General features: G+C 44.0%; 16 protein-coding genes. 8 read left to right on the top strand and 8 right to left on the bottom strand.

Annotated features, from left to right (window positions below):
• Nucleotides 1–185: 185 nt before the first annotated feature.
• The 4 genes from AC1DUD_RS16465 to AC1DUD_RS16450 form a co-directional block, all read right to left on the bottom strand.
• On the bottom strand, nucleotides 186–2525 hold the full coding sequence (locus tag AC1DUD_RS16465) for a glycoside hydrolase family 3 protein (protein WP_477376219.1): 2340 nt from the start codon (nucleotides 2523–2525) through the stop codon (nucleotides 186–188).
• 65 nt (nucleotides 2526–2590) lie between these two features.
• Nucleotides 2591–4969, bottom strand: a complete 2379-nt coding sequence (locus tag AC1DUD_RS16460) for a glycoside hydrolase family 3 C-terminal domain-containing protein (RefSeq protein WP_477376217.1) — start codon at nucleotides 4967–4969, stop codon at nucleotides 2591–2593.
• Nucleotides 4970–5454: 485 nt separating this feature from the next.
• The gene (gene recO, locus AC1DUD_RS16455; RefSeq protein WP_330862935.1) at nucleotides 5455–6180 is read right to left on the bottom strand and encodes a DNA repair protein RecO; all 726 of its coding nucleotides are present in this window, start codon (nucleotides 6178–6180) and stop codon (nucleotides 5455–5457) included.
• Nucleotides 6170–6538 carry a diacylglycerol kinase gene (locus tag AC1DUD_RS16450; RefSeq protein WP_477376214.1) on the bottom strand — a complete coding sequence of 123 codons (369 nt, stop codon included), beginning with the start codon at nucleotides 6536–6538 and terminating at the stop codon, nucleotides 6170–6172. Before AC1DUD_RS16450 ends, recO begins: the two co-directional genes overlap by 11 nt.
• A 627-nt stretch (nucleotides 6539–7165) precedes the next feature.
• Between AC1DUD_RS16450 and AC1DUD_RS16445 the strand changes: the two genes are divergently transcribed.
• On the top strand, nucleotides 7166–9508 hold the full coding sequence (locus AC1DUD_RS16445) for an efflux RND transporter permease subunit (RefSeq protein WP_477376212.1): 2343 nt from the start codon (nucleotides 7166–7168) through the stop codon (nucleotides 9506–9508).
• 58 nt (nucleotides 9509–9566) lie between these two features.
• On the opposite strand, the gene AC1DUD_RS16440 is transcribed toward AC1DUD_RS16445, so the two are convergent.
• Nucleotides 9567–12479, bottom strand: coding sequence for a hypothetical protein (locus AC1DUD_RS16440; RefSeq protein ID WP_477376210.1), 2913 nt, complete (start codon nucleotides 12477–12479; stop codon nucleotides 9567–9569).
• 277 nt (nucleotides 12480–12756) lie between these two features.
• Between AC1DUD_RS16440 and AC1DUD_RS16435 the strand changes: the two genes are divergently transcribed.
• The 4 genes from AC1DUD_RS16435 (at nucleotide 12757) to AC1DUD_RS16420 (ending at nucleotide 19640) form a co-directional block, all read left to right on the top strand.
• Nucleotides 12757–13029, top strand: a complete 273-nt coding sequence (locus AC1DUD_RS16435) for a hypothetical protein (RefSeq protein ID WP_477376208.1) — start codon at nucleotides 12757–12759, stop codon at nucleotides 13027–13029.
• 92 nt (nucleotides 13030–13121) lie between these two features.
• Nucleotides 13122–16688: a sensor histidine kinase gene (locus AC1DUD_RS16430; RefSeq protein WP_477376206.1), complete on the top strand. Its 3567-nt coding sequence runs from the start codon at nucleotides 13122–13124 to the stop codon at nucleotides 16686–16688.
• A 1401-nt stretch (nucleotides 16689–18089) separates the two neighbouring features.
• The gene (locus tag AC1DUD_RS16425; protein WP_477376204.1) at nucleotides 18090–18782 is read left to right on the top strand and encodes a ferritin-like domain-containing protein; all 693 of its coding nucleotides are present in this window, start codon (nucleotides 18090–18092) and stop codon (nucleotides 18780–18782) included.
• 12 nt (nucleotides 18783–18794) lie between these two features.
• Nucleotides 18795–19640, top strand: a complete 846-nt coding sequence (locus AC1DUD_RS16420) for a ferritin-like domain-containing protein (protein WP_477376201.1) — start codon at nucleotides 18795–18797, stop codon at nucleotides 19638–19640.
• Nucleotides 19641–19715: 75 nt separating this feature from the next.
• Here AC1DUD_RS16420 and AC1DUD_RS16415 read toward each other — a convergent pair whose 3' ends face one another.
• Complete coding sequence (locus AC1DUD_RS16415; RefSeq protein WP_477376199.1) at nucleotides 19716–20162, bottom strand: thioredoxin family protein; 447 nt, start codon at nucleotides 20160–20162, stop codon at nucleotides 19716–19718.
• An 84-nt stretch (nucleotides 20163–20246) separates the two neighbouring features.
• Complete coding sequence (locus AC1DUD_RS16410; protein WP_477376197.1) at nucleotides 20247–21968, bottom strand: DUF6600 domain-containing protein; 1722 nt, start codon at nucleotides 21966–21968, stop codon at nucleotides 20247–20249.
• Between the two features lie 204 nt (nucleotides 21969–22172).
• On the opposite strand from AC1DUD_RS16410, the gene AC1DUD_RS16405 reads away from it, so the two are divergent.
• The 3 genes from AC1DUD_RS16405 (at nucleotide 22173) to AC1DUD_RS16395 (ending at nucleotide 24317) form a co-directional block, all read left to right on the top strand.
• Nucleotides 22173–23135 (top strand): isopenicillin N synthase family dioxygenase, encoded by a 963-nt coding sequence (locus tag AC1DUD_RS16405; RefSeq protein ID WP_477376195.1) that lies wholly within the window; start codon nucleotides 22173–22175, stop codon nucleotides 23133–23135.
• A gap of 72 nt (nucleotides 23136–23207) precedes the next feature.
• Complete coding sequence (locus AC1DUD_RS16400; RefSeq protein WP_477376193.1) at nucleotides 23208–23579, top strand: hypothetical protein; 372 nt, start codon at nucleotides 23208–23210, stop codon at nucleotides 23577–23579.
• A 69-nt stretch (nucleotides 23580–23648) separates the two neighbouring features.
• Nucleotides 23649–24317, top strand: coding sequence for a lysostaphin resistance A-like protein (locus AC1DUD_RS16395; RefSeq protein ID WP_477376191.1), 669 nt, complete (start codon nucleotides 23649–23651; stop codon nucleotides 24315–24317).
• 6 nt (nucleotides 24318–24323) lie between these two features.
• Here AC1DUD_RS16395 and AC1DUD_RS16390 read toward each other — a convergent pair whose 3' ends face one another.
• Nucleotides 24324–25562 carry an MFS transporter gene (locus AC1DUD_RS16390; RefSeq protein WP_477376188.1) on the bottom strand — a complete coding sequence of 413 codons (1239 nt, stop codon included), beginning with the start codon at nucleotides 25560–25562 and terminating at the stop codon, nucleotides 24324–24326.
• Nucleotides 25563–25651 lie beyond the last annotated feature (89 nt).

Raw genomic sequence — 25651 nt, 5'->3', positions numbered from 1 at the left:
AGGTACGAAGCAATCCCAAACTCTACAGAGCGGACCTGCTAATCGAGGATTGCTTCGTACCCTATAACGATGTGATTGTAAGCTGTTGATTATTAATACTATTTTTTAAATATCGTCACGGTTTTTCCAGAGGGGGCCCTGGTGGTTACTCGCAATGACGCCGTTGTGTTTTGAATATTTTGCCTTTACGGCTTCACCACACTCTTCACATACTTATCCACACGCCCGTCTTTAATTATACCTTTCCAGTTTAAGCCGAAACCAAAATCATATTTATTGCCCTGCTCGTCAACATAGCATTTCATATCATGCGGCACATCTTCAAACTGGGCTTCAACGTTTTTCATATCAACCGGCATTTGCAGCGGTAACAATGCCGATGGTTCGGCTTTACCGGTTATGATATCAAGCGAAGCCTGGCCTTGTACGCCAAAATCAACAATGATGGCGCTGGCATCTTTTTCAAATTCGGCAAATACCATCGGGTTACTCACATTAACAGATACAATAACCGGCTTGCCTTTCATTTTTGCATAGGTATCTGTAACCATAGCCAAATCGGTAACATTAATAGCAGTGCTCGACTTGCCCTTGTATGTCCGGTTAGTGAATTTCTCCAGCGGATCACCGCCTGCTATACTGGTTGCACGGGCATCTGTAGCAGTGTACGCGCCATATTGAAGGTTAACCGGCACATAACCTGTCCCTCCGTTTTTAGCATCTGCGCTGTTGTAACCACCGCCGCTGTTGGGGCTGGCAATAAATACCAGGGCGTAATCAGCTTCATCGGGATTGTCGGTTACTTTAAAATACTTTTTAACGGTTTCCATATTTACAGGATATTCCAGCTTTTCGGGTGTTTCCATCCCTAAAAAATTCCTACCTGCAGGCGTAAATTTTTTAGGCACATACACGGTTTTGCCGCTTTGCAAAGGCAAAATGTTAGCCTTGTTTTTAAGCATCACTATCGATTTAAGCTGTGCCAGGTAACCCGCATCCATAAACTCAGGCTTACCCACAACTTGTTTGGAAACTTCGGGTTCCAGGTAAGGGTTTTCGAACAAACCTGTCCTGAAAATATTACGCAGCAACCTCACCGCCGACTGCTCAAACCTTGCCCGCATAAATGCCTCGCCATGCTCTTTTACGCCAATCTGGTAAGCTTCGGTAACCGGGGCTACCTCGTTATTACCTCCAAACTGATCAACACCGGCCATCAGCACTTTGTAATGACGCTGCGCAATAGAAAGCCCCTCCACACCCCATGATTTACCCGAAAGGAATGAATCAACCGTGGTTTCATCGCCGGTAACCAGCCAGTCGGTACAAACCACACCATCGTATTTGTATTTTTTTCGAAGCAGATCGTTAATGATGTAAGAGTTATAGTTATTAGCTACATTTTCATGGTTTTTGGTATCCTGGTTATAGGAGATGGTATAATAAGGCATCACTGCCGCAGCCATACCGGTTTTACCTTGCAGCTTAAATGCGCCCTCGGTAAAAGGGATCAGGTGTTGTTTAAAATTATTCCCCGGATAAACGGCGTACTTGCCATAAGCATAATGCGCATCGCGACCACCCTCACCGGCACCACCGCCCGGCCAGTGCTTAACCATAGCATTTACGCTGTTGTATCCCCATCCGTTCTTTATTTCCTTTTCAGCTTCAGAAGTCTGGAAACCATCAATATAAGCGCGGGCCATATCGGCAGCTAATTGCGGGTCTTCGCCAAAAGTACCGCTTACACGGGCCCAACGCGGATCTGTAGCAATATCAACCTGCGGCGAAAGCGCTGTCGAAATACCCAAAGCCCGGTATTCCTGCGCGGCTATATGGCCGAAGTTTTTCACCACTTCCGGATCAAAAGTAGCGGCAAGTCCAAGCGAACCAGGCCACATGGAAATAGCCCCTCCTGCCCCTGCATTATATTCAGCAGTTGCCACAGTGCCATGCCGCGGATCGGAGCTGTTATTATTGGGGATCCCTAAACCCAGTCCTTCAACAAAAGCCTGGGCGTTGTTATTCCATTGGGCAGCTATTTCGGGGCTTTGCACCGATGTTACCAGTACATGCCTTACATTATCCTTAGCCAAAAATTGTTTTTGCTGATCGGAAAGGTCGGAAGCTTTAGCTCCGCTTTCGGCAAATACCTTATTGTTATAAGTCCCTGCAAATGGACCACCCGCTGCCGCCGGGATAGGCTGGTGACGGCTATACAGCATCAAGCCCGCTATTTGCTCAACGCTCATTTTTGAAGCGAGGTCTTTAGCACGTTCATCAACCGACAGGCGCCAGTCTTCGTATTTATCCAGTTTGCCGTTCTTGTTCAGGTCTTTAAAAGCAAGCCCATCAACAGTTAATATTTTTACGCCGGATGAGGTAGAGTAACCTAAGTTTTGACCGCCGGTATTGGTAACAAAAGCAATATCGCCTGCCTTTCTTTCAGTCCATTTATTTTGCGCTATTACAGCAGTTGCGGGCAGCAGGGCCAGCAGGGTTATCAGTTTAATTGGTTTGGCCATGATCATTCATGATTCTGGTTAAAGAAAAAAGCCCCTGCAAAAAATATTGCAGAGGCCGGTTGGTTTTACTTTAGTTTTAGTTCGTTTATAGTTTGTTCGGGCACCAGCGCCTTGTTTACTTTTTCAACAGTGATATCTTTAGCGAGGCTAAAAGAAGCTGTTTCTTCAATTTTGCGCGATGATGAACCTATTTTCACTTTGTAATTGCCTTCATCAGCTATCCAGGCCTGCCTGTCGGTATAAAACGAAGCCAGATCTGCTGCTTTGATAGTAAAGGTTAATGTTTGCGATTGACCGGGGGCCAGCAACTTGGTTTTGCCGAAAGCTTTCAATTCATCCTCGGGTTTATCTAGGTCTTTTTTAGGAGCCGCCAAATATAACTGCACCACTTCTTTACCTGCAACATCGCCGGTATTTTTAACAGTCACAGTAGCGGTGATCACGTTTTTGAAAGCTTTTGAGCTTAATTTCAAATCACTGAACTTAAAGTTGGTGTATGACAAGCCGTAACCAAACTCATACGCCGGGGTGATTTTAGCGGCATCATAATAACGATACCCCACATAAATACCCTCCTCATAAATAACCTGTGTTGGTTTACCTTCTGGCGTGCCGGGGAAATTACCTGCCGATGGCACATCTTTATAGTCGGCAGGGAATGTGGTTGCCAGTTTACCCGATGGGTTTACTTTACCGCTCAGCACATCGGCAATAGCATTACCCGCCTCCAAACCCGGCTGCCAGGCTAATAAAATACCGTCAACCTTGTCGCGCCAGGCGGTAACATCAACCACACCACCGATGTTAAGCACAACAATTACTTTTTTGCCTTTTGCATGAAAAGCATTGGCAACACCGCTGATCAGTCCTTTTTCTGCATCGTTCAAATAGTAATCGCTTTCCAGCTTACGGTCGGCACCTTCACCTGCGTTACGGCCTATGGTGATCAGTGCTTCATCGGCACCATTGGCCTCTTCGGCTACGATAGCGTTTACATCCATTTCGGGTATTGGAGCAGGATGATCAAAAAAGTTTTTAGGCTTTGGCTGTTTAGCCTTCATATCAACCAGGTAGGCCTTATAATTATTGGAAAGCGTTTCCTGTAATTTAAAGTTGGCATTAGCCAGGCCCTGCATCAGCGAAATAGTGTAAGCCTTGTTCACATCGCCGCTACCAGTACCGCCTGCAATAATATCATATGAAGTATTACCAAATACAGCGATCCTTTTACCTGCGCCAAACGGCAGCGCATGGTCGTCATTTTTCAGAAGTACCATACCTTGTGCAGCAGCTTCGCGAGCCACAGCCGCGTGACCGGCTAAATCAGGCGCATCAGAGTATTTATATTTTTTAAATGTAGGCGATTGAATGATTACATTAAGGATACGTTCCACATTGGCATCAAGCTGCTGGGCACTGAGCTTACCGCTTTTTACAGCAGCTACTATATCTTCAGACTGGGTTGGGTTACCCGGCATCAGCAAATCGTTGCCGGCCTTCATCTGTGCTACGGCATCTTTACCACCAAACCAATCGGTCATGACAAAACCTTTAAAGCCCCATTCTTTTTTAAGAATGGTAGTAAGCAGGTCGCGCCTTTCGGATGTAAAAGTGCCGTTGAGTTTATTGTATGACGACATCACCGTCCATGGCTGTGCTTTTTTAACCGCTATCTCAAAACCGCGCAGGTACAACTCACGCATGGCACGTTCGCTTACAATAGTGTTGATGGAGTTACGGTTGGTTTCCTGGTTGTTAGCCGCATAATGCTTAATGGAAGTGCCCACCCCGTTTGATTCGATACCGTTAACAATGGCCGCTGTCATGCTGCCTGCCACCAACGGATCTTCCGAATAATACTCAAAATTACGGCCGCCCAATGGGTTACGGTGAATGTTGAGGCCCGGCGCGAGCAAAATATCCACACCGTATTCACGTACTTCGTTACCAAAGGCAACGCCTACTTTATTTACAAGCTGCGTATCCCAGGTTGAGGCCAGTAAAGTGGCAACCGGGAATGCCGTAGCATAATAAGTTTTTGATTTATCGCCATTGCGGATAGGCTCGATCCTTAAACCGGCAGGCCCATCAGATACCGTGATTGAAGGGATCCCTAAACGGGCAATAGCATGTGTGCGACCGGCTGCTCCGGGCACTTTTTCGGGAATATTATAAGCATCCGGGTCAGATGGCGGCAATTTAAAACCTCCGATATCAATAGGTTCATTTTTTTTATCCTTTGAAGGCGGCGGTACGCCCGGCATTTTAAAACCCATCCCCACAACCAGCTTCGATTTTTCTTCGAGTGTCATGGCGGCAACAATCTGTTTTACGTTTGTTGCACTTAGCTGCGGCGCGGAATTTTTGCTTTGAGCATGTGTTACCTGATGGATGCCACCGGCTAATAAAACGCATGCTAAAGCAACGTGTAGTTTGTAGCTCATTCTCATGTTTAAAAATTAAATAGGTTAAAGGGTACTAATTGGCGGTACAATAACAGCAAAATCAAACTCTTTGTGTCATTATTACACAATAGTAAAAATTAAGTTTTACAATAGCAAGTTTTATCGATGAAAGGATAAAGAATATGGGTGGGCAGGTGAAACGGGGCTATGGAATTACCTCCTCCCTTCAGTTTGGGGTTTTGCCAGTTGTGGGTTTCTCCACCGCGTCATTGCGAGGTACGAAGCAATCCCCTACTTACAGAGCGGCTATGCAAATCTCCTTGTAGAGTTCGCGATTGCTTCGTACCTCGCAATGACGATTTATAATATTCTCACTACATACTCGCGCCAGTTGTAGGGTAAGGGTATTGATTTCTCGCAAAGGCGTTAAGATGCAAAGGTTTTTCTTAGCGCCTTTGCGGCTTTGCGAGCTTATATTAAGTGCAGGCATTCAATCAGCTATCATCCGCAATGCAAATACTTACTTAGGCCAGCACCTCCTCCAGCACATCGGCCGATTTGATATTTCCAAAACCTTCAATGTGCATGGCATAATATTCCAGCAGCTTTTGTACCAGGTAGCGGCGTTCATCATTACTCAGCTTTAGCAGCTGCATGTCTTCAAAGCCGGTTTGCAATACTAATCCGAAATTTTGGGTATGCGGGGGCGAGAGATAAGAAACACTTTCGGGCTTGAACCGGGTAAATTGCCCGTTTTTAATGTCGAAGTAATCGGCATTACCGGCCATGTAGCGGTCGGGGTAAAAACCGAGGTAACGGGTAAGCCGGGTTAAAAATATCAGGTGAAAGTTGGCCACGCTTTCTGTTTGATGATCGAGCCATTCAATAGCGCTGAAAACAAAATCGAACAGGTTTTCATCCGGCGACTGTTGCTTTATGGCTTTATACAACACCTCGTTCAAAAATATCGCTATGCAGCTTTTGATCACATCATAAGGAATGCTGAGCAGTACCGGTGCATTTTTCAGTTCAGAAATGCGCTGCACACCACCGGTATTTTTGTGGTAAACCACTAGGTCTAACAGGTGCAGCGGCTGCAGCATATTCCGCCCTATTTTTGCTTTTGGCTTTTTAGCTCCGTTGATGATGTAAGATTGCAATCCAAACTTTTCGGTAAAGATTTGAACGATCACGCTGCTTTCGCCGTAATCGGTAGCCCGGAATATGATGCCACGGGTTTTATGCAGCATGCCTTACCAATAAAATGATCTTCGGCAAAAAAATGACGATCCCCGTTATCAGCGCAAATAGCGCAGCTACAACAACGGCCCCGGCAGCTACATCTTTTACGTGACCAGCCTTTTCGTTATAAGTAGGCGAAACCAGATCGGTGAGTGTTTCGAGAGAAGTATTGAGTAATTCAGTAATAAGCACCACGGCAATGCAAGCCATAAGCCAAAACCACTCGGCAGTTGCAAGCTGGAAAAAGACGCCCAATGCAACAGCTATCGTACCGGCCACTAAATGAAACCTGAAGTTAGGCTGGGTTTTGGCAGCATACCCCAAACCCTTAAACGCGAAACCAAAACTGCGTACCAACCTTTTCATGCTCAAAAATACAAAGTTTAAGCGCAAATAAGGAGAGACGTTATACTGCGATATTGTTGTTATCCTCACCTAAGCCATTGTTGATGTTGTCATCACAGGTATTCGGAAGATTTACAATTCCCTCCCTTGGGAGGGGTGCGTTGGGATGTGCATTGGCAGGGAGGGGGCTATGCGCCATAAAAGCAGGTAAGTCTGTTGTCGAAACCCCTCCCTACACCCTCCCAGGGGAGGGAATCGCACAATCTCGAACTTTTTTATTTTCTTCCGAATACCCGTGATGACAACACCAGCAACAGCATAGCACAAGTGTTCAACTTTTTAAAAACGGGTGTTCAGCCTTTTGTTTTTCAAAAAACATAAGAAGCTGATTATCAGTACCAACTTGTTCATATCCCCAAAAACGCCCAATCTCACAAAATGTAACACCCTAATTATCAGTGCTGTTTATTTTAAAAACAAGTACAAGTGTTCACACCTAAAAAGTTGAACGCTAAACACTGTATACAAATCTGTTAACTACAACATAACGCAATCCCAATTAACTATTTGTCACATTATCACTATCATTAATAGGCAGATAGCGCAATTTTCGTAGTTTTGCGCCTCCTCTTACTATATCAATAACTAATGTTCTGGAAACATATAGCTTCTGCAATTCTTAAAAACAGGCTGATAATTTTTATTTGCGTTTTGGCACTGAGCGCCTTTATGGGATATGAAGCGTCGAAGGTAAAAATCACCTTCAACGGCGGTAAAGTTCTCCCTGTTACCGACTCGGCTTTTATCCGGTACGCTGAATTTAAGAAAACGTTTGGGCAGGACGCTTCATCAATGGTTATCGGTATCAAGTCGCCGGAGATATTCAATAATAAAGATGTTTTTAATGACTGGTACCAGATTGGCGAAGAGTTAAAAAAAGTAAAAGGGATCAAAGCTGTGATCTCAGCCGCCAATATCTACAACCTGCAAAAGGATACCCTGCAACATAAATTTGTACTGAAACCTTTGGTTACCGGTCCGCTGCAAACAAAAGCAGCTGTCGACAGTGTAAAACAACAGCTTGCTTCCATGCCATTTTATAAAGGATTAGTTGTAAGTGAAGATGGGCAAAGTACCTTAATGGCTATCACTTTTGATGACAAGATCATCAACACGCCTTTTCGCGTGCCCATCATTAAAAAAATTGATCAGCTTGGGGATGCCTTTGAAAAGAAACACAATATTAAAGTACACTACTCCGGCCTGCCCCTGATCCGTACTGTAGTTGGCGATCTGGTAGCTCACGAGTTTTCATTGTTCCTGAGTCTTTCGGTGATCATTACCGGTCTTATCCTTCTGCTGTTTTTCCGGTCGGTATTTCCCGTTATATTCCCGGTAATCATTGTGATAATGGGCGTGATATTTAGCTTAGGTGTGCTGCAGCTGATGCATTATGAAATGACCATTCTTACAGGCATCATTCCCCCGCTTATTGTGGTGATCGGCATCCCTAACTGTGTATTCATCCTCAATAAATATTTCCATGAGTACGGCATCAGCGGTAACAAAATGGCCGCTTTAGAAGTTGCTGTGGAGCGTGCCGGAATTACCACGTTTATAGCAAACATTACTACCGCCATAGGTTTTGGTGTATTATGCTTTACCAACAGCGAATTACTTACCCAGTTTGGCCTGGTAGCCTCAATAGGCATTTTGGGCACTTTTGCGCTAAGCCTGATCCTGGTACCCATCATTTTCAGTTTCCTGCCTGCACCAAGGGCAAGCCAAACAGGCATTAAAGACAGCAAACTGATGGACGGATTGTTAGCGCTGTTAGATAAGCTTGTGCACACCAAACGCAAAGTTATTTATATCACCACCGTGGTATTGATCATCATTGCGGGTTTTGGCATGGCTAAAATGAACATTAACGGTTATGTGGTTGATGACCTTCCGCAAAGCAATAATACCCTGCACGATCTTAAATTTTTCGAATCGAATTTCAAGGGGGTTTTGCCATTAGAAGTTAGTATCGACACCAAACGCAAAAACGGGGTAATGAATTTAGCCACCATTCGCAAGGTGGAGAAGCTGGAAAAACTGATCTCCTCCTATCCAGAATTTAGCCGTTCGGTATCGTTGATCCAGGTGCTAAAATTCAGTACACAGGCATTTTACGGTGGCAATCCGGAATACTATCGCCTGCCCGACGGACTGGAGCAAAACTTTATCCTTAACTATGCCGGTAACTCGGGCAAAGGAACAAGCGGTTTGTTAAAAACCTATCTCGACAGCACCCATCGCGTTACCCGTGTTACTTTTGAAATGGTTGATGCCGGGTCAAAAAAGATGAATACCGTACTGGCCCAATTACAGCCACGCATCGATTCCATCTTCAATCCGAAGAAATTCCATGTTGAACTTACCGGCTCAAGCATCATATTTATAAAAGGCACCAACTACCTGTTAAAAAACCTTTATGAAAGCCTGGCCTGGGCTATAGCACTCATAGCAGGCGTAATGTGGATCCTGTTTCGCGGCATAAAAATGATAGCCATATCGCTGGTACCCAACCTTGTTCCGCTGATTATTACGGCCGGTATTATGGGTTTTTTTGGTATCCCGCTTAAACCCTCAACCATATTGATATTCAGTATAGCCATGGGCATCTCATCCGACCAGACCATTTATTTTATTACCCGCTACCGCCACGAGTTACGGCACAGCAAAAAAAGCATCTCACAAATAGTTTCAGATACCATCCGCGAAACCGGGGTAAGCATGATTTTTATTGCTACGGTCTTGTTTTTCGGCTTCGGCATCTTCGCGGTGTCAAAATTTGGCGGTACGGTTGCTTTGGGCATCCTGTTATCCATCACCTTACTGGTCGCCATGATCAGCAACCTTACTTTGCTACCGGCGTTCTTGCTTTCACTTGAAGGCGGCGTTGACCGTAAAAAGATCAAAGGACCGGATATTGATGAAGCATGAAAAAGCTAAAAGCGGAAGGCTAAAGGCTGAAAGCTTTCGCAGCATTTTTGAACTTTAACTAAGGGGTTATACTACTGCTTACCTTTATCTTCCCGGTTTTAAAACCGATATTCCCGTTTCCGTCTGTGCCTTCTATAATAAAAGTATAGGTTGAAGGTTTATCTGCAACATAAAAACCAACACCGGCCTTACCGTCGGCACCGCTATTAACATTAGGCGTCCAATAAATAGTTGAGCGCACATCGGGCTGGTATTTGCTTTTGTCATTTACAGCGTACCGGGGGCTGTAAAATTTGGATGGAAAGCTAAGGACTAAAGGCTTATATAAATAACTGCCAGGTGTATTACGTATGACGGGGCCATGACCGCCCCGGGTAGTTATTTCCATAAAAGTAAAATCCGCAACATTAGTATTCATCATCCATTCCGATGGGACATAGCGTCTATAATATTCGTTATTATATTTTGAGGTAGTATTGATCTCGATACCTTTAATATCTTCGGCGCTATTTGACTCCAGGTAATTCTTTAAAGTAATAAAATCAGGGTCATCGTTATAGTTGCTTTTCATTATAGCACCAAAAGGGATCCCATCCACCACAAAGCAAATAGGCTTGTTATCTACAAAATACCATGCAAAAAAATTGTTTGGTGGCAATCGCCATTGCCCAAATTGAATTTCGCTCAGAGTTTTGCCTTGCACCGCAAAACGCAATGGAAATTGTTTTATAATAGAACCTTCCCTAAAGCTTTTTACTTTTTCCTGCAAAAACCGCAACCAGCTTTTCTTTTCGGCTTTCAATAGGTCCGCTTCGTCAAAAACGTAATCGGCATTTCCTGCTCCATTCAGATTTTTTGAGTCTTTAACAATTTTTTTTGCAGTGATTTTTACTTCTTTCAGGGCCCGGGTACCGGCAGGCAGATCGAGCGCCAGGTTTTGACGCACCCGGTTATTCTTTATGCTATTGAGTAAGGTGCTATCGCTGCTCACATACCATGGTGTTACGGGATTGCCGGCGGATACCGTAAATACCGGCGGGGGTGCATCATCCATTACAATGCCTACATTAAAGTTCTTAGCAGTTTTAAGTACATAGGCAGGTGTATCTGTAAATGGGAGATTATGAAATATAAAGCGGCCATCCTTACCGGTAAGTGTATCAGTAACCATTAACGGCGATTTAGAAAACAGCTGTACCTTTGTTTTCTTTACCGGGCTGTTAAAAACATTAAGTACCCGGCCTTTAATAGCCACTTCGGTTTCGGCAGCATAAACTGGCCGGCCTTTTTCATCTGGCCAGCCATAACTTACCCATCCCTGTGTAAGCAACAGGTTATTGAGTGCCTCCTTGCTTGCAGCATCGTTAGTATTCAGATAATAATTGGGTTCTTCCACATAGCCCTTCAGTTCGGAAGTAAGCAATATCCGGGTAATGATATTTTCGTTATTGAGGCTATCAGGATGTACCAGCGCATCATCAGTAACGGCCAGCGAAAAATTTCCGGCCACAGGATTACCCAAAGCATCGTTTATATTCAAGCGCAATGCAATGCTGTCACGTGGATTATAGATTGCTTTATCAGTATTGATATTTAAGTGCAGGTCATCATGCCGGTTAATAAAAATCAGTCGTTCATTCAAGGGCCTGTTCTTCATATCAAGCAGCACAAAATGCGTAATGCCCGAAGGAAAAAGCCGTTTACTGATCTTTTGGCTAATGGACGCGCCATTTTTAAAGTTAACCATGGCCCCATAACAAATAATTTCACGGGCTTTACCAATAAGAAAATAACTCTCGCCGGATCGGGCTATTTTATCTGTTGCTCCCAGCAATACCCTTACCGAATCTTCGGCAGCGGCATTGATCACATTTAAAAATATGCCTTCGCTTTTTATATCCGGCAATGGATAATCGCGGGTAGCACCGCCCGGTAGGGTTACCTTAGCGGTATAACTTTCGCCTTTATTAACCACCGGCAGGTTAAAACTCCCCATACCTAAATGCTGTGTTGTAAAATTAGCCACCACCTGTTTTTCGCGATCAAGCACCACGCCCGAAACGTTGATGCCTTTACCATCCAAACCTATCGCTTTAAAACCTATATGAGCCGGCAAGTCAGCAATCAGCTCGCCGCCCTCGGCCATAAATTGCACATCGGCATCCTGTGGTCGGTTAAAGTTAAGCGGGATGTTTACCCTGTTACCCCCGGCATCACTGGCAATAATGTGGATATCCCCAGGTTTGCCGGGCAGCTTAAAAGTAATATCTATCAGTCCCTTTTCATCGGTTTGAATGGTTTGTCGGTACAACCGCCTTCGGCCTTTCATTACCATTAACTGAACAGGCTTACCTGCAACAGCGGTTTTATACACATCCGTCAACAATAGTTTAACGTGGGCTTGTTCCTTACCATCTGTCATTATACTTGAGCTGGTATAGTTAGCCAACCAGTTGCTGCCTGCATCGTCGGCAATGGTGAATTGTTTACGAAAAAAGCAATCCTGGTTAAAATTTTGGAGCCATTGGGTATAAGCGACAAGTGTATAAGTACCGGCAGGAAGGTCCTTCAGGCTGATGTTGCCCCAGCTCAGCCCGTTTTCAACCGGCAGGCGCTGTCGTTTTACCACCACATTGCTATCGGTAACAATGCTCAGGTACATTAGTGCACTTTTAGCCGATAAGCCGAGTGTGGGAGCGTTAAAAAGGTAAGCTTTATACCACAGCGTATCGCCGGGGGTGTAGATACTTTTATCTAATTGCAGATAGATCTTTTCAGCAGGGGTTTGACGGGTAACGCTATCCAGCACTGATTTCATTTCAAGCAGGCGCGAAGCAGGAGCTTTTTCCTGCGCTTGGCACTGCATGCTAAAAAATAAAACAGGAGCTAAAATGAGCAGGCTGATCACTGAGCCGCGCATTCTTTTCGCTATATAAACAAATACCGGTTTAGTAAAGCCGTTGCTTTTCAATAGGAAAGTATTTAGGTTTATAATTGGGTGATATAAAGTTAATTATTATTAACAAAAAATAAAAGATTGTACATTTATATTATGTCGCAGGAACAGGTTACCGATCTGCTTTTCTTTTTGAAAATGTTCCCTCCGCAAGTGCGGGAGCGTGCTTTGTGGCTGCGCGATTTTATATGGGATTTGTATCCGCAAGCAAATGAGCTTATTTATGATAATTACAATGCTTTGGCCGCGGGCTGGTCGCCTACCGAAAAAATGATCCATATCTTTTGCTCCTTTGCCTTGTACCGGGGAGGTAATTACAATACCCATTTCGGCTTTTTACTGGGGTTCCGAACTTTCCGATCCGCACAAAATACTTATTGGCGAAGGCAAGCAGTACCGCTATTTGCTGGTGAACGATATCGAAGCATTTCCGCGACAAGAAGTGAAGAAGCTGGTTGACGAGGCCTGGCAAAACTCACTGGCAAAGGTTAAAGACCCTAAACAACTAACCCAGGGAAAAACCATTGTGAAAATGGTATCGGATAACAAACGCGAAAAAAACTGAAAGCTCCTAAAAAGTAAGTTTCCGGGATATAAAACCCCCATTTTATTTTACAGGATAAAATATTTACTTTAAGCCTGTAAACTTACGCCTTAATGAAAAAGATCATATTGCTGATTTTGTGCTGCTGCATAAGCCTTTATGCCGGCGCTCAATCAGCCCATTTATATTTCGACCGCTTTGATATTAAAAAAGGCCTGCCCGAATCAAACGTGGGTTCCCTTATTGAAGACAGCCAGGGGTATATGTGGTTCTCTACGCAGAACGGACTGGTACGTTATGACGGTTACCGCTACAAGATATATAAACTTGGTTCTCCAAAATTCAACAAGCAGGTATCAACACTGGTACTTAATGTAATTGAAGATCATAACAAAACCTTGTGGGTAACTACCCTTGCCAACGGAATTTTCAGGTACAACCGCGAAACTGATTCCTTTACACAATACCCCTATCCCGCAAGCATAACCTATGGACAGCTGATTGTGGGTACTATAGATAACGAGGGGAATTTGTGGGGGCGTTTTGATGCAGCAAACAGCGGTCAAAATATTATGAAGTTTGAGCCGGGCACAGGGCGATATCAACTTTTTGGCAACCGGCAAAAGGGCATCTATCATATCAGGGCAACCGTTTATTATAATCCCGTTAAAACTGTCAATGGCAGTATCTGGTTTAGCTCAAATAATGGCATATACCACTACAACGGCGCAGGAAAAGGTTTTAGTGAATACCTCACATCAAATGATACCGCCAAAATGCGGGCAGCTAACCCAATTTATGAAGCCCCGTCCGAACCAGGTATACTTTATATGAATACTTTTCATGGGCATGACGAAGCCCTGAAATTTGCCCGTTATGACATTAGCACCGGCAAGCTTAAAGAATATGGCCAGGCTAATGCAAAAGACAGCCTGTTGAGCGCAGGTATTTATAGCTTTTACGAAGATAAACGTAAACACCTGTGGATTGGCACCAATAAAGGCCTTTCAAAGTTCGACAGGCAAACTCGTACATTCAGCAACTACATACCTGTTGATACCATAAGCTCTGCTAACAAAAATCAGTTTATCAGCTTCGGGGAAACGCAGGATGGTAAACTCTGGATCTCATCGTCGGCTGGGCTGGTTTACTTTGATCCCGCAACGTCGGCTTTTAAACGTTACCTCACCGATCCGGAAGATCAGGGCGCCTTGCCGAGCCTGGGCATAGGAGGTAAAACAATTGACCATACCAATACGCTTTGGCTTGGGTTTGGGAATGCAGGTGTAGCACGTGTAAACAAGCTAAAAAGCGCCTTTACCTTATTTAAAGGTAACCCTGCAAAAACCGGCACTTATCCCGGCAAGTTGGTAGCTATTAAAACATGGCCCAATGGCGATGCCTGGTTAACCACCCGGCAAGGCATATATAAAGGCAACATCATTGCTAACCAGTATAAAAAGGTATATAACGCGGCCCCTAATGAAGGCTATTTTCCGGGCTTTTGTTACGGACAAAACAACACACTGTATGTGGCAACTGAAAGCGGCTTGCTGGTGTACAATACCATCACCGGAAAAAAAGAAAAGTACAGTAACATCCCCGGCGATAGTACTTCCCTTACAAGCAATTTTATACATACGTTGTTTCAGGATCATACCGGGATACTATGGATAGCTGTAGATGTTGATGCCGGGATATGCTCTTTTAACCCGGTAACCAAAAAGTTTACCCGTTACCCCTACCGGGGCACTTATGAAAAAATCACTTCAAAAAATAAATATGCACTTGATGACAGCCGCGCTATTACCTTTTATGAAGATCATGAAAATACCCTTTGGATAGGTACCAATTTTGGCGGCCTTAACCGTTTCGACAGGAAAACAGGACGCTTCATATCCTATTTTAATAATGACATACGAAAAGCCATTTGTGTAGATAATATTTTTGAAGATAAAACCGGCAGGCTTTGGGTGGGTACCTACCTTAATGGCCTATTTGAATTTGACCGCAAAAAGGAAGTTTATGTAAGGCATTTTAATGAAGATTCCGGCTTAATATTTAATTCGGTAATGGGCATTAATCAAGACAATGATGGTCGCCTGTGGGTGATAACCGAGCGGGGTTTTACCCGGATTGATCCCCGCACCATGAAGCTGAAAAATTTTTACATGGACGATATTTTGCCGGGCAAGGATCTTTTCAGGGGCATTGATAACGTCAACAAGCTTGCAGATGGCAGGATGCTTTTTCCGTTAAGCAATGGCATTGCTGTTTTTAACCCCGAAGATTTAAATGACAGCCCCTACCTGCCCATTGTACATATTGAAGATGTTATCTATAGTAATCCTGCGGCAAGTGAAAAGGTATTTAACAAAACATTAGCATATGGCCACAAAACGCTCGAACTGCCCTACGATCAAAACCGGGTGCAGATCGATTATATTGGTCTGCAATACGATAATCCGGAACAAAATGTGTATGCCTACAAACTGGAAGGCTTTGACAAAAACTGGGTGAACGCCGGGACTGATCGCTGGGTGACATATAATAACCTTTCGTCCGGTACATATGTATTTCGCGTAAAAGCGGCAAACAGCTCGGGTAAATGGAACAACACCGGCGACAGCATAACTATCATTATCGCTACAGCCTGGTATTTGCGCTGGTGGGCCTGGTTAATATATGTAATACTGTTTACTTCGGCCGTTTACGCCTTTATTGCCTATCGTTCGCAGCATCTTAAACGTGAAAACCAGTTGCTTGAAGAAAAGGTAAAACAACGCACCAGCGACCTGAGCGTGGCCAATAAGGAACTGAGCGAACAACAGGAAGAGATCATTACCCAACGCGACAGGCTATCTGAAGCTGTTGATAACCTCAAAACAACTCAGCAGCAACTGATCCAGGCCGAAAAACTGGCTTCATTAGGCGAACTTACCGCAGGCATAGCCCACGAGATCCAGAACCCGCTTAATTTTGTAAACAATTTTTCGGAGGTGAGTATTGAGCTGATAGAAGAAATGGAAACCGAGTTAATCAATGGTGACGCGGAAGAAGCTAAAGCCATTGCCGCAGATGTAAAGCTCAACCTCGAGAAGATCCACCATCACGGTAAGCGCGCCGATGGTATCGTGAAAAACATGCTCCAACACTCAAGTGCGGGCACCGGCAGTAAAGAACCTGTAAATATCAATAACCTCACCGGCGAGTATTTCAAGCTGGCCTACAACGGACTCCGCGCTAAGGACAAGACTTTTAACGCTGCGCTGGTTACTAATTTTGACAATAACCTCACACCAATCAATATAGTACAGCAGGATATTGGCCGTGTGCTGCTTAACCTGTTTAACAACGCTTTTTATGCGGTGCATCAAAAGCAAAAAACAGCAGGTGAAACTTATAAACCGGAGGTTACAGTCACAACAGCCACCCAGCCACCTAAAGGGGGAGCTACCTCGGTAATCATAACAGTTCGCGATAACGGCATGGGGATTCCTGACAGTATTAAGGAAAAGGTCATGCAGCCATTTTTCACCACCAAACCAACGGGACAGGGAACAGGCTTAGGGCTGTCACTCAGTTATGATATTCTGGTGAAAGGACACGGCGGCAAAATTGATATTGACAGCAAAGAGGGAGAGTATACTGTGTTTACGGTTACTTTGCCGGTGGGGTAAGGTTGGCATTGAGCGAAGGCCAGTCAGTCTGAGCCTGTCGAAGACTCGCGCGCATAGGTCTGCCTGATATACTTCGACAGGCGCTACTCATGACACAATAATTTAAGCAGGTATAAATTCTCTATTCAATTCAAAGGAAAGTTTTTCTAATCGCCCTTGTTTATACTCTTTAATGTTATTTAATAGGCATGATGCCCTTTCTTCACGAAGTCGTCACCTTTAACAATTAAAGGTCGGTATTGAGTGGCGGTTTCCCATCTATCGCCTTTATAGTTAAAGGCCTCACCCCTTTTCTTCCTCTTAACCTATTTGCAAATGAACGCAGGCCAATATCGTTACTATTCAATAATCCGTGAGCTATCTGTTTGAATATTTCAGCTTCGGAATTTGCCGAATTTAAACACTCAGCCTGGCAAGGGTTTTCAACTTATCACAGGTAAAAGTAACGCCACTCACTATTGCCCGACACGACAATCCGCTCGAAATTCAAAGAATTTAACCTTTGGGAAAATTACACCTCCTTTCCTGGAATGTTTTTGCACACTTCATCCCCAAGACACATTTGAGAAGTGCCTTTCAACGCTTTACGGTATGTTTTTCCAATTGGCATCCGGTTTGAATTAAAGTTAATACCCTTACTAAAAAGGGATGTTTTCATAGGTAGATGTAGGGCCGGATCAACTGCGAGAGTTGTCCGGCCTTTTATTTTTATATCGAATTACCTGAAAATTAAAATTTATACCGACAAAATTAACCATTGGGAAATAAATTCCCGGTTATGGGTGTCATTTCTACATATTGAGAATCTACTTGACTTAAAAAACTGCCAATTAGGCAATTAAACACCTTTTTTGAAATTGGCACTCCGTTTGAATATAGCTTATTACCCTTCTCAAAGGGTTGTTTTTCATAGGTAGATGTAGGGTCGGAATAACTGCGAGAGTTGTCCGGCCTTTTTTATTTAGCTAAAATTTAATTCCAGATTTTCTCTTTGCTTTTTAATTAAGTATTACTGCTGACCAGTTGCTTATAATTCCCGATTGTGGGATTACTTTCCACATGAAAGTAATATAATAGTCTCAAAAAGGTTATTTGTAGTGCCTGAAAGGTGCTTTTGTGATTTGGCACCGGGTTTGGATAGGTATTAATGTACCCTTCTCATAGGGTTGTTTTCATAGGTAGATGTAGGGCCGAAAAATTGCGAGAGTTTTTCGGCCTTTTTTATTGCTCCCTGATTTTTTCTAACGCCTTTTAGCCATAAATAGAGCCGGAAGTTTTACTGAAAGTTAATTACTCTAATTAAGAGTGTATTAATTGTCAACTAATTACAATCCGCCATGTTGTTACAGGCGTATATCCATCTACAAAACAACTAATTATAGCATTAAAAAATCGAACTCTATGAAAACATCTGAACAAGAAAGCATAGGCGGAGCAAACATGGCCCGGAGGTCATTTTTACGTTATGCGGGGTTAGGCGTGGCATCAGCCGGCCTTTTAGCTACAGCAGCCTGCCACAAAGATCATAAGGTAATAGTTGGCGGGGGCATTGATATAGGCGCCAAAGGCGATCTTGCTATCCTCAATTATGCTTATGCACTGGAACAACTGGAAGCTGCATTTTATATCCAGGTAATTACTACGCCATATTCGGGCATGACAGCTAACGAAAAAGCGCTTTTCACCAGTATCCGCGATCATGAGGTACTTCACCGCGAGTTTTTCAAAGCTGCTTTGGGTGGTAACGCGATCCCTGCGCTTACTGTCGATTTCAGCACTATCGATTTTACCAAAAAATCTGCTGTGCTGGGTGCTGCCAAAGCATTTGAAGATACCGGCGTTAAAGCTTATGACGGTGCCGGTTACCTCATCCAGGACCCGGGTTATCTGACCATCGCAGGTAAAATTGTATCGGTTGAGGCAAGGCATGCGGCGCTGATCAGCAATATGCTGGTTGCAGGCTCATTTGCAGCTGATGACCAGGTTGACAGCAACGGCTTAAACAAATCAGCCACCATTGCCGAGGTATTGCCGATTGCAAACACCTACCTGAAAACCAAAGTGAGCGCAACCAATTACAGTTACACAGCTTAATCCCACATCGCCATGAATTTATTTAATATAATAGAAGAAATAGAAAAATTTGATCCGGAACTGAACGACAGGCTTAACCCGCGTCGTGCAGCCATCAAAAATATAACCAGCTTCGGTTCAAAGGTAGCTTTGGCTGCTGTGCCGTTTGCTATGGGCACTATGTTGAAAAGGGCATATGGTGCAGCAGCGGCCCCAACTGTTGTTGAAGTTTTAAATTACGCCTTAACACTTGAGTATCTTGAGTCATCATTTTATAATACAGGTGCTGCCTCTGCTGGTTTGATCCCCGCAGCGGGTGCTTCTTATATCAACACAGTAAAAGACGACGAGAACCAGCACGTAGCCTTCCTGAAAACTGCTATTACTGCTTCGGGCGGTACGCCGGTTACTTCGCCTAAGTTTGATTTTACTGCAGGCGGTGGTACAGGTAATGGTCCGTTTAAAGGATTGTTCAGCAACTATACCCTGTTTTTGAAAGTAGCATTGGCATTTGAAGATACAGGCGTGCGTGCCTATAAAGGTCAGGCCCCTAACTTGTTGGGCAATAAAGATATATTGACTGCCGCTTTATCTATCCACGCGGTTGAAGCCCGCCACGCATCGGCCATCCGCCAGCTATTAGGTGTTTCTCCATGGATCACCAGCACCGCTACTTTAGGTAACGATACAGGTGTACCGCAAGTTAACGGGAATTATGATGGGGAGCAAAATGTTACCCAGGGCCCGGTTAATGTTACCACATTGCCAAGTATTTCCGGCTCGACTACTTCGGTTGCTATCGCGACCGCTGCCTTTGATGAGCCTTTATCTATGGACCAGGTGTTAGCTTTATTAGTAGGTACTTTTATCTACACCTAAATAAAGTTGTTAATTGAGTTAAAAAAAAGACCGGTTGCTTATAGTGCCGGTCTTTTTTTATGCCTGAAAATTGAACTATTTGTTCAATGCCTGCTGGCCGAATTTAATTAAGTCGTTTGCCCGGATATAGCCTACAGTACCTGAAACAGGTTTGCCTTTGCTGGTAAATATGATCATGGTAGGATAAGCCTGCAGTCCCCATTGGGCAGCAAGGGCCGGGCCCTGGCCTTTTTCCATATCAATGGCTACATTCACAAAATTATCGTTATAAAAGTCGGCTACTTTATTGTTTTTGAAGGTAGTAGCTTTAAGCATTTTGCAGGGGCCGCACCAACTGGCATAGGCATCAACAAAAATGTATTTGTTTTGGCGGGCAGCCTGTTTCAATGCCTCGTTCCAGGAGTTTTCAATAAAATTGATTTGGGTTGATGATTTGCTTACAGTTTCCTGTGCTTTAACGGTAAAGCTAAAGACAATATTGAACAGGATAACAAAGCATGTAGTATGCAGGATTTTTTTCATTCTTAATTAAGGTGTTCGTAAAATAAAAACAGCACGTATATAATGCTTTATACGTGCTGTTTATTGTAGCAGTTGTAATTTTATTTACCTGTTTTCAGGGCGTCTCTCCCTTTGCTGCTGCTGACGTTGTTGCTCCTGCTGCTGCCTTTGGGCTTGTTGCTGTTGCTGACGTTGTTGCTCCTGCTGCTGCCTTTGAGCCTGTTGCTGTTGCTGACGTTGTTGCTCCTGCTGTTGCCTTTGGGCTTGTTGCTGTTGCTGACGTTGCTGCTCCTGTTGTTGTCTTTGGGCTTGTTGCTGTTGCTGACGTTGTTGCTCCTGCTGTTGCCTTTGGGCTTGTTGCTGTTGCTGACGTTGCTGCTCCTGTTGTTGTCTTTGGGCTTGTTGCTGTTGCTGACGTTGTTGTTCCTGCTGTTGCCTTTGGGCTTGCTGTTGTTGCTGACGTTGCTGATCCTGCTGTTGCCTTTGGGCCTGTTGCTGTTGCTGACGTTGCTGATCCTGCTGTTGCCTTTGGGCTTGCTGTTGTTGCTGACGTTGTTGATCCTGCTGTTGCCTTTGGGCTTGCTGCTGTTGCTGACGTTGCTGTGCTTGCTGCTGACGTTGTGCTTGCTGGTCAGGTTGGTTCTGAGGGTGCTGCTGTTGCTGTCTTTGAGCTTGCTGTTGCTGCTGGCGTTGTTGTTCCTGCTGCTGACGCTGTGCCTGCTGTTGTTGCGAGCGCTGGGTTTGATCTTTTTGATCTGACTGCTGCTGACGTTGGGCTTGCTGCTGTTGCTGACGTTGCTGTGCTTGTTGCTCACGCTGTGCCTGGTTATCGCCGGGCCTTGCATTGGGTTGATCGGAGCGGGCTCCGTTTGCAGGGTTTGGCCTTGCAGCCGGGCCTGCATGATTAACCTGTACTATTTTGTTATCAGGTTTTTCATTGCGGGCTACTTCCCGTAAACGGGCTGCATTGTTGCGGTTAATAGCCGCGTTGCCGCCCTGTCTGTTGGCTATGCCATCATTTGGGTTTTGCTGACGATAAGCCGCCGCATTTACTACCCTTGCCGGCCTTGCATCAGGCGCTCTCCTTATTTCAGGGCGATAGATATTCACGGTATTATTAACTACCCTGCCGCCGCCGTTTGGCCTGTTAACATTAGTAATGTTATAAACACGCACATTACGGTTGTTGGTAACCTGCCTTATCTCGTTGATCCTGGGGCCGGTTACATAAGTGCGGTTGTTATTAACATAAGTGTTGTTAATAATAGTTGTTTGGTGAATAATATTTACCACACGGGTTTGCGGTACATAATAGTTGTAAATGTTTGGTCTGTTAATATAAGCCTGTGGCGCGCAAACCCAATAATTATCGGGCACATTGTAACTATTGCCAAAAGATATATTGATGCTGATGCCCGGTTGTAAAGGAGCCCAGCCATAATAACCGCCTCCATGCCTCCAGCTTACCCATGCCGGTGCCCATTCGTGGCCCGGGATCCATTCCCAGCCATAGTAATCATCATAACGCCAGCGGCCGTAGTGGAATGGCGCCCAACCCCATTCGTAATCAGATACCCAGGTGTTACCATAGTCGGTTACAACCCAGTGGCCACGGGTTGCATATGGCCTGAAATTGTCTTCCGCGTCGGGAATCCACACGTTACCATATTGAGGGTCGTTAACCCAGGTGCCATAAGGTTCAAGTTCGTCGTAAAACTCCTGGTCGGATACGTAGCCTCCTTCCTGGGCTTTACTCATGTTTGGTGCGGCAAGCATTATCAAAAATGCTATTAAGCTGATGCCGCATATTTTATTGATGAATTTCATAATAATAGTGTTTAAAAAAAGCCTGTTATATCGTTGTTGCTAAATATATGACAGGCAGATGTATAAAACGTTTAAAGCAAAAATTGTTTTAACGTGTTTATTCAAACTCAGTCAGTGTAATTATGGGGATAAAATTTTATTGCTATCTTGTGTACTACGCTTAAAAATTAAATAATTTTGCTACCTGTTTTATAAACTACAACTATGAGCACCGTAAATATTCCACGCCTGGATCTGAATACCTATATAAACGGCAATGCCGACGAACGCAAGCAATTTTCGAACGATATCGGCAAAGCTTTTAACGAAACCGGCTTTGTTACCATTACTAACCACGGTTTAAGCAAAGAGCTGATAGATAAACTTTATGAACAGGTTAAAGCCCTGTTTGCCTTACCCGATGCTGTAAAACAGCAATATGAAATTCCGGGCTTGGCTGGTCAGCGTGGTTATACCGGTAAAGGCAAAGAAACTGCTAAAGGCTTTAAAACCCCCGACCTGAAAGAATTTTGGCAGATTGGCCAAACCGTAACGGATGATGATGCGCTGAAAGCCCAGTATCCGGATAACGTAACAGTTAACGAACTGACTGAATTTAACCCAACTACCATAGAAGTTTACAAAAAGCTGGAAGCAGCCGGTAAATATTTGCTGCGTGCCATCGCTGTTTACCTGGAACTGCCGGAAACCTATTTTGATGATAAAGTGCACAACGGAAACTCTATCCTGCGTAATCTGCACTACTTCCCGATACTGGATCCTGATTCGGTTCCTGATGACGCGGTACGTGCCGGTGCACATGAGGATATCAACCTGATCACCTTATTAATAGGCGCCAGTGCCGACGGGCTTGAACTGTTAACCCGCGATAACAGCTGGTTCCCGGTTAAGGCGTATGGCGAAGATCTGGTGGTTAACGTTGGTGATATGCTGCAGCGTTTAACCAACAATAAACTAAAATCCACAACTCATCGAGTAGTAAATCCTCCGCGCGAGCTGATGAAGTTCTCCCGTTTTTCGGTGCCGTTTTTCCTGCATCCCAAATCAAACATGGATCTTACCAGTCTTGATTCGTGCATTGATGACCAGCATCCTAAATTATACACTGATATTACTGCAGGCGAGTATTTGGATGAGCGTTTGAGAGAGATTGGTTTAAAGATGTAAAGCAAAACATGTTCATAACAACAAAAGCCCTTTCAGTTTTGAGAGGGCTTTTCTATAATATCTATCCCGACGATGCCCGAAGATAAACCCTGCTACCCATTTGATGAAGATTTTTGTATTTACCTTGAATATCATTTATCCAGGGTATTCAAAAACTTTGAGGATGATAAAATTAAATTTTTTTGGTGCGATGGGGTAGCAATGCCACTTGTTGAAGAGCAATTAACGGCTAAAAACGTAAATGAAACCCGTAAAATTATAACAAAATCCAGGATCGGTACGGATGGGCAAGGGGAATATGAGATGACTATAAATTTCGGCCCGAAAGCGCTTAGCAGGTACGCCCGGGGATTAGATTTGAAAGAATGTGTTCCGTCCGAAAATTCTTTGGATTGGATTAGGCTGGATATATATAAACAAAAAATTGAATTACGCCTGAAATAAGCCCTGGCCTAAACCATAACTAATTCATGATCTTTTGGTATATTGAGATGCTAAACCTTTAATCGCTAAATGATACAGCAACTAAAAAAAGAAGAACGACGGGCAGTGATTAACGGCCTTTTAGTTGTTATTGCGCTGCATATATGCTGGTCGTTGAGCTCAATGCTTTTGCATGGCTTACCAATACCCGAAAGGATGTTGATAACCCGCATCACATTTTGGATTTATTTTGGCATTGTTTATTGGTATGCTTCAAAAATTGAAAAGCAACCTGTTCTGTTGTGGAAAGAAGAACGGCATTCGTTTGGCTTTTATATAATATCTGTGATGGTTATACTGGTGATCATTGTTGCCGCAGCGTTTGCGCTATGGATACCTTTGAAACTATTGGGGTTTAAAACCAGCGCTTTAGCGCTTCAGTTTTCGCTCATGAGCGTACCGTTAAAAATTTTCACCCTGATCACCGCCGGTGTTGTGGAGGAAATAATTTTTAGAGGGTATATCCAAAGCCGGTTGCAACTTATTTTCACCAACCGGCATTTCCCGGTTTTTTTATCGGCAACTTGTTTTGCCTTAGTCCATACCGGGTACGGCACCCTTATTAATATGCTGGTGCCCTTTGCCATAGGGCTGGTTTTTGGATATCACTATTATAGGTACCGTAATATCAAAATTTTGATCATTTGTCATTTATTGATCGATATCAATGCGCTGTTTCATGCGGTTCCTAAACATTAAGATGTTTCAATCGGCCAGCACTGGCTTGCCATCAACGCTTTCACCGGCTGCCTGCCTTCTTTTATACAACACAAATAAGGCTGTTGCCAATACTCCGATAATGCCTTCTATACAAACGGCTTTACGCGGGCCAAGTTCATTGGCTAACCATCCGGCCATCAAACTACCTACAGGGATCATACCCTGGTAAGCCATAACATAATAACTGATGGCCCTTGCCCTCATGGCCGGGATTGCATGGGTTTGGATGTAGGTGTTAATGGCCGATGTTTGCGCCATCATCCCAACGCCGGTAAATACCATGAATGTTAAAGCAAAAGGCAGTTTGCCCGCATAAGCTACCATCAATACACTTGTGCCGAAGATAAGACTGGCGATAGACATGATCTTCACCAGGTTTTTATTGGTTTTGAGGTTGGCTAAATAAACCGCGCTGATCACCGAGCCTAAGCCGGCTGCGCTCTCAAACCAGCTGAAAGTTTTGGCATCGCCATTAAAAATATCTTTTGCAAAGATGGGCATCAGCGTATTAAAAGGAATAACGAACAAGCTGCTTGCGGTAAGCATCAGGATCATACTGCTCAGGTCGCTGTCGCCTGATACATATTTGAAACCTTCCTGTAGTTCTGTCCAGATGCTTTTTTCTGAACGGACAGGCACTATGGTGTCCAGTTTCATCATAAATAAACAGGCAAGCACCGGGATATAGCTCAAAAAGTTACCGAAGAAACAAACATCCTCGCCAAAAGCACTCAATACTATACCTGCAATGGCCGGGCCCGCAATACGGGCAAGATTGGTCATGGTTGAGTTTAGAGCGATTGCATTAGGCAGATCGGCCTTATCATCAACCATATCCACCATCAATGATTGGCGGCAGGTAACGTCAAAAGCATTTACAATGCCTTGCAACAGGCTTAAACCAATAATTGCGGGGATATTATAGATCTTGAAAAAGATCATAAAAGCAAAGGCTCCGGCCTGCAGCATGGATACCAGCTGTGTAATAACCAAAATGCGGTAGCGGTTATGCCTGTCAACAATACTGCCAGCATATGGGGCCAATATCAGTGAGGGGATCAGGCTCACAAAACTTACAATTCCTAATAACAGGGCCGAACCTGTAAGGCGGTAAACTAACCAGCTTACTGCTGTTTTTTGCATCCATGTGCCAATGAGGGAGATTGACTGACCGTAAAAAAACAGTTTAAAATTACGGTACTTTAAAGAGCGAAACACATTCATTTGTTCAATTCATAACAAAAGCAAATTCAGGGGAGTACTTAATGCAAGACTATTGAATTGTTTTATAATGCAAATATCGCCCTTATTGA

The sequence above is a fragment of the Mucilaginibacter sp. P4_A11 genome (assembly GCF_056402535.1).
This window is presented reverse-complemented; position numbering and strand designations above follow the sequence as displayed.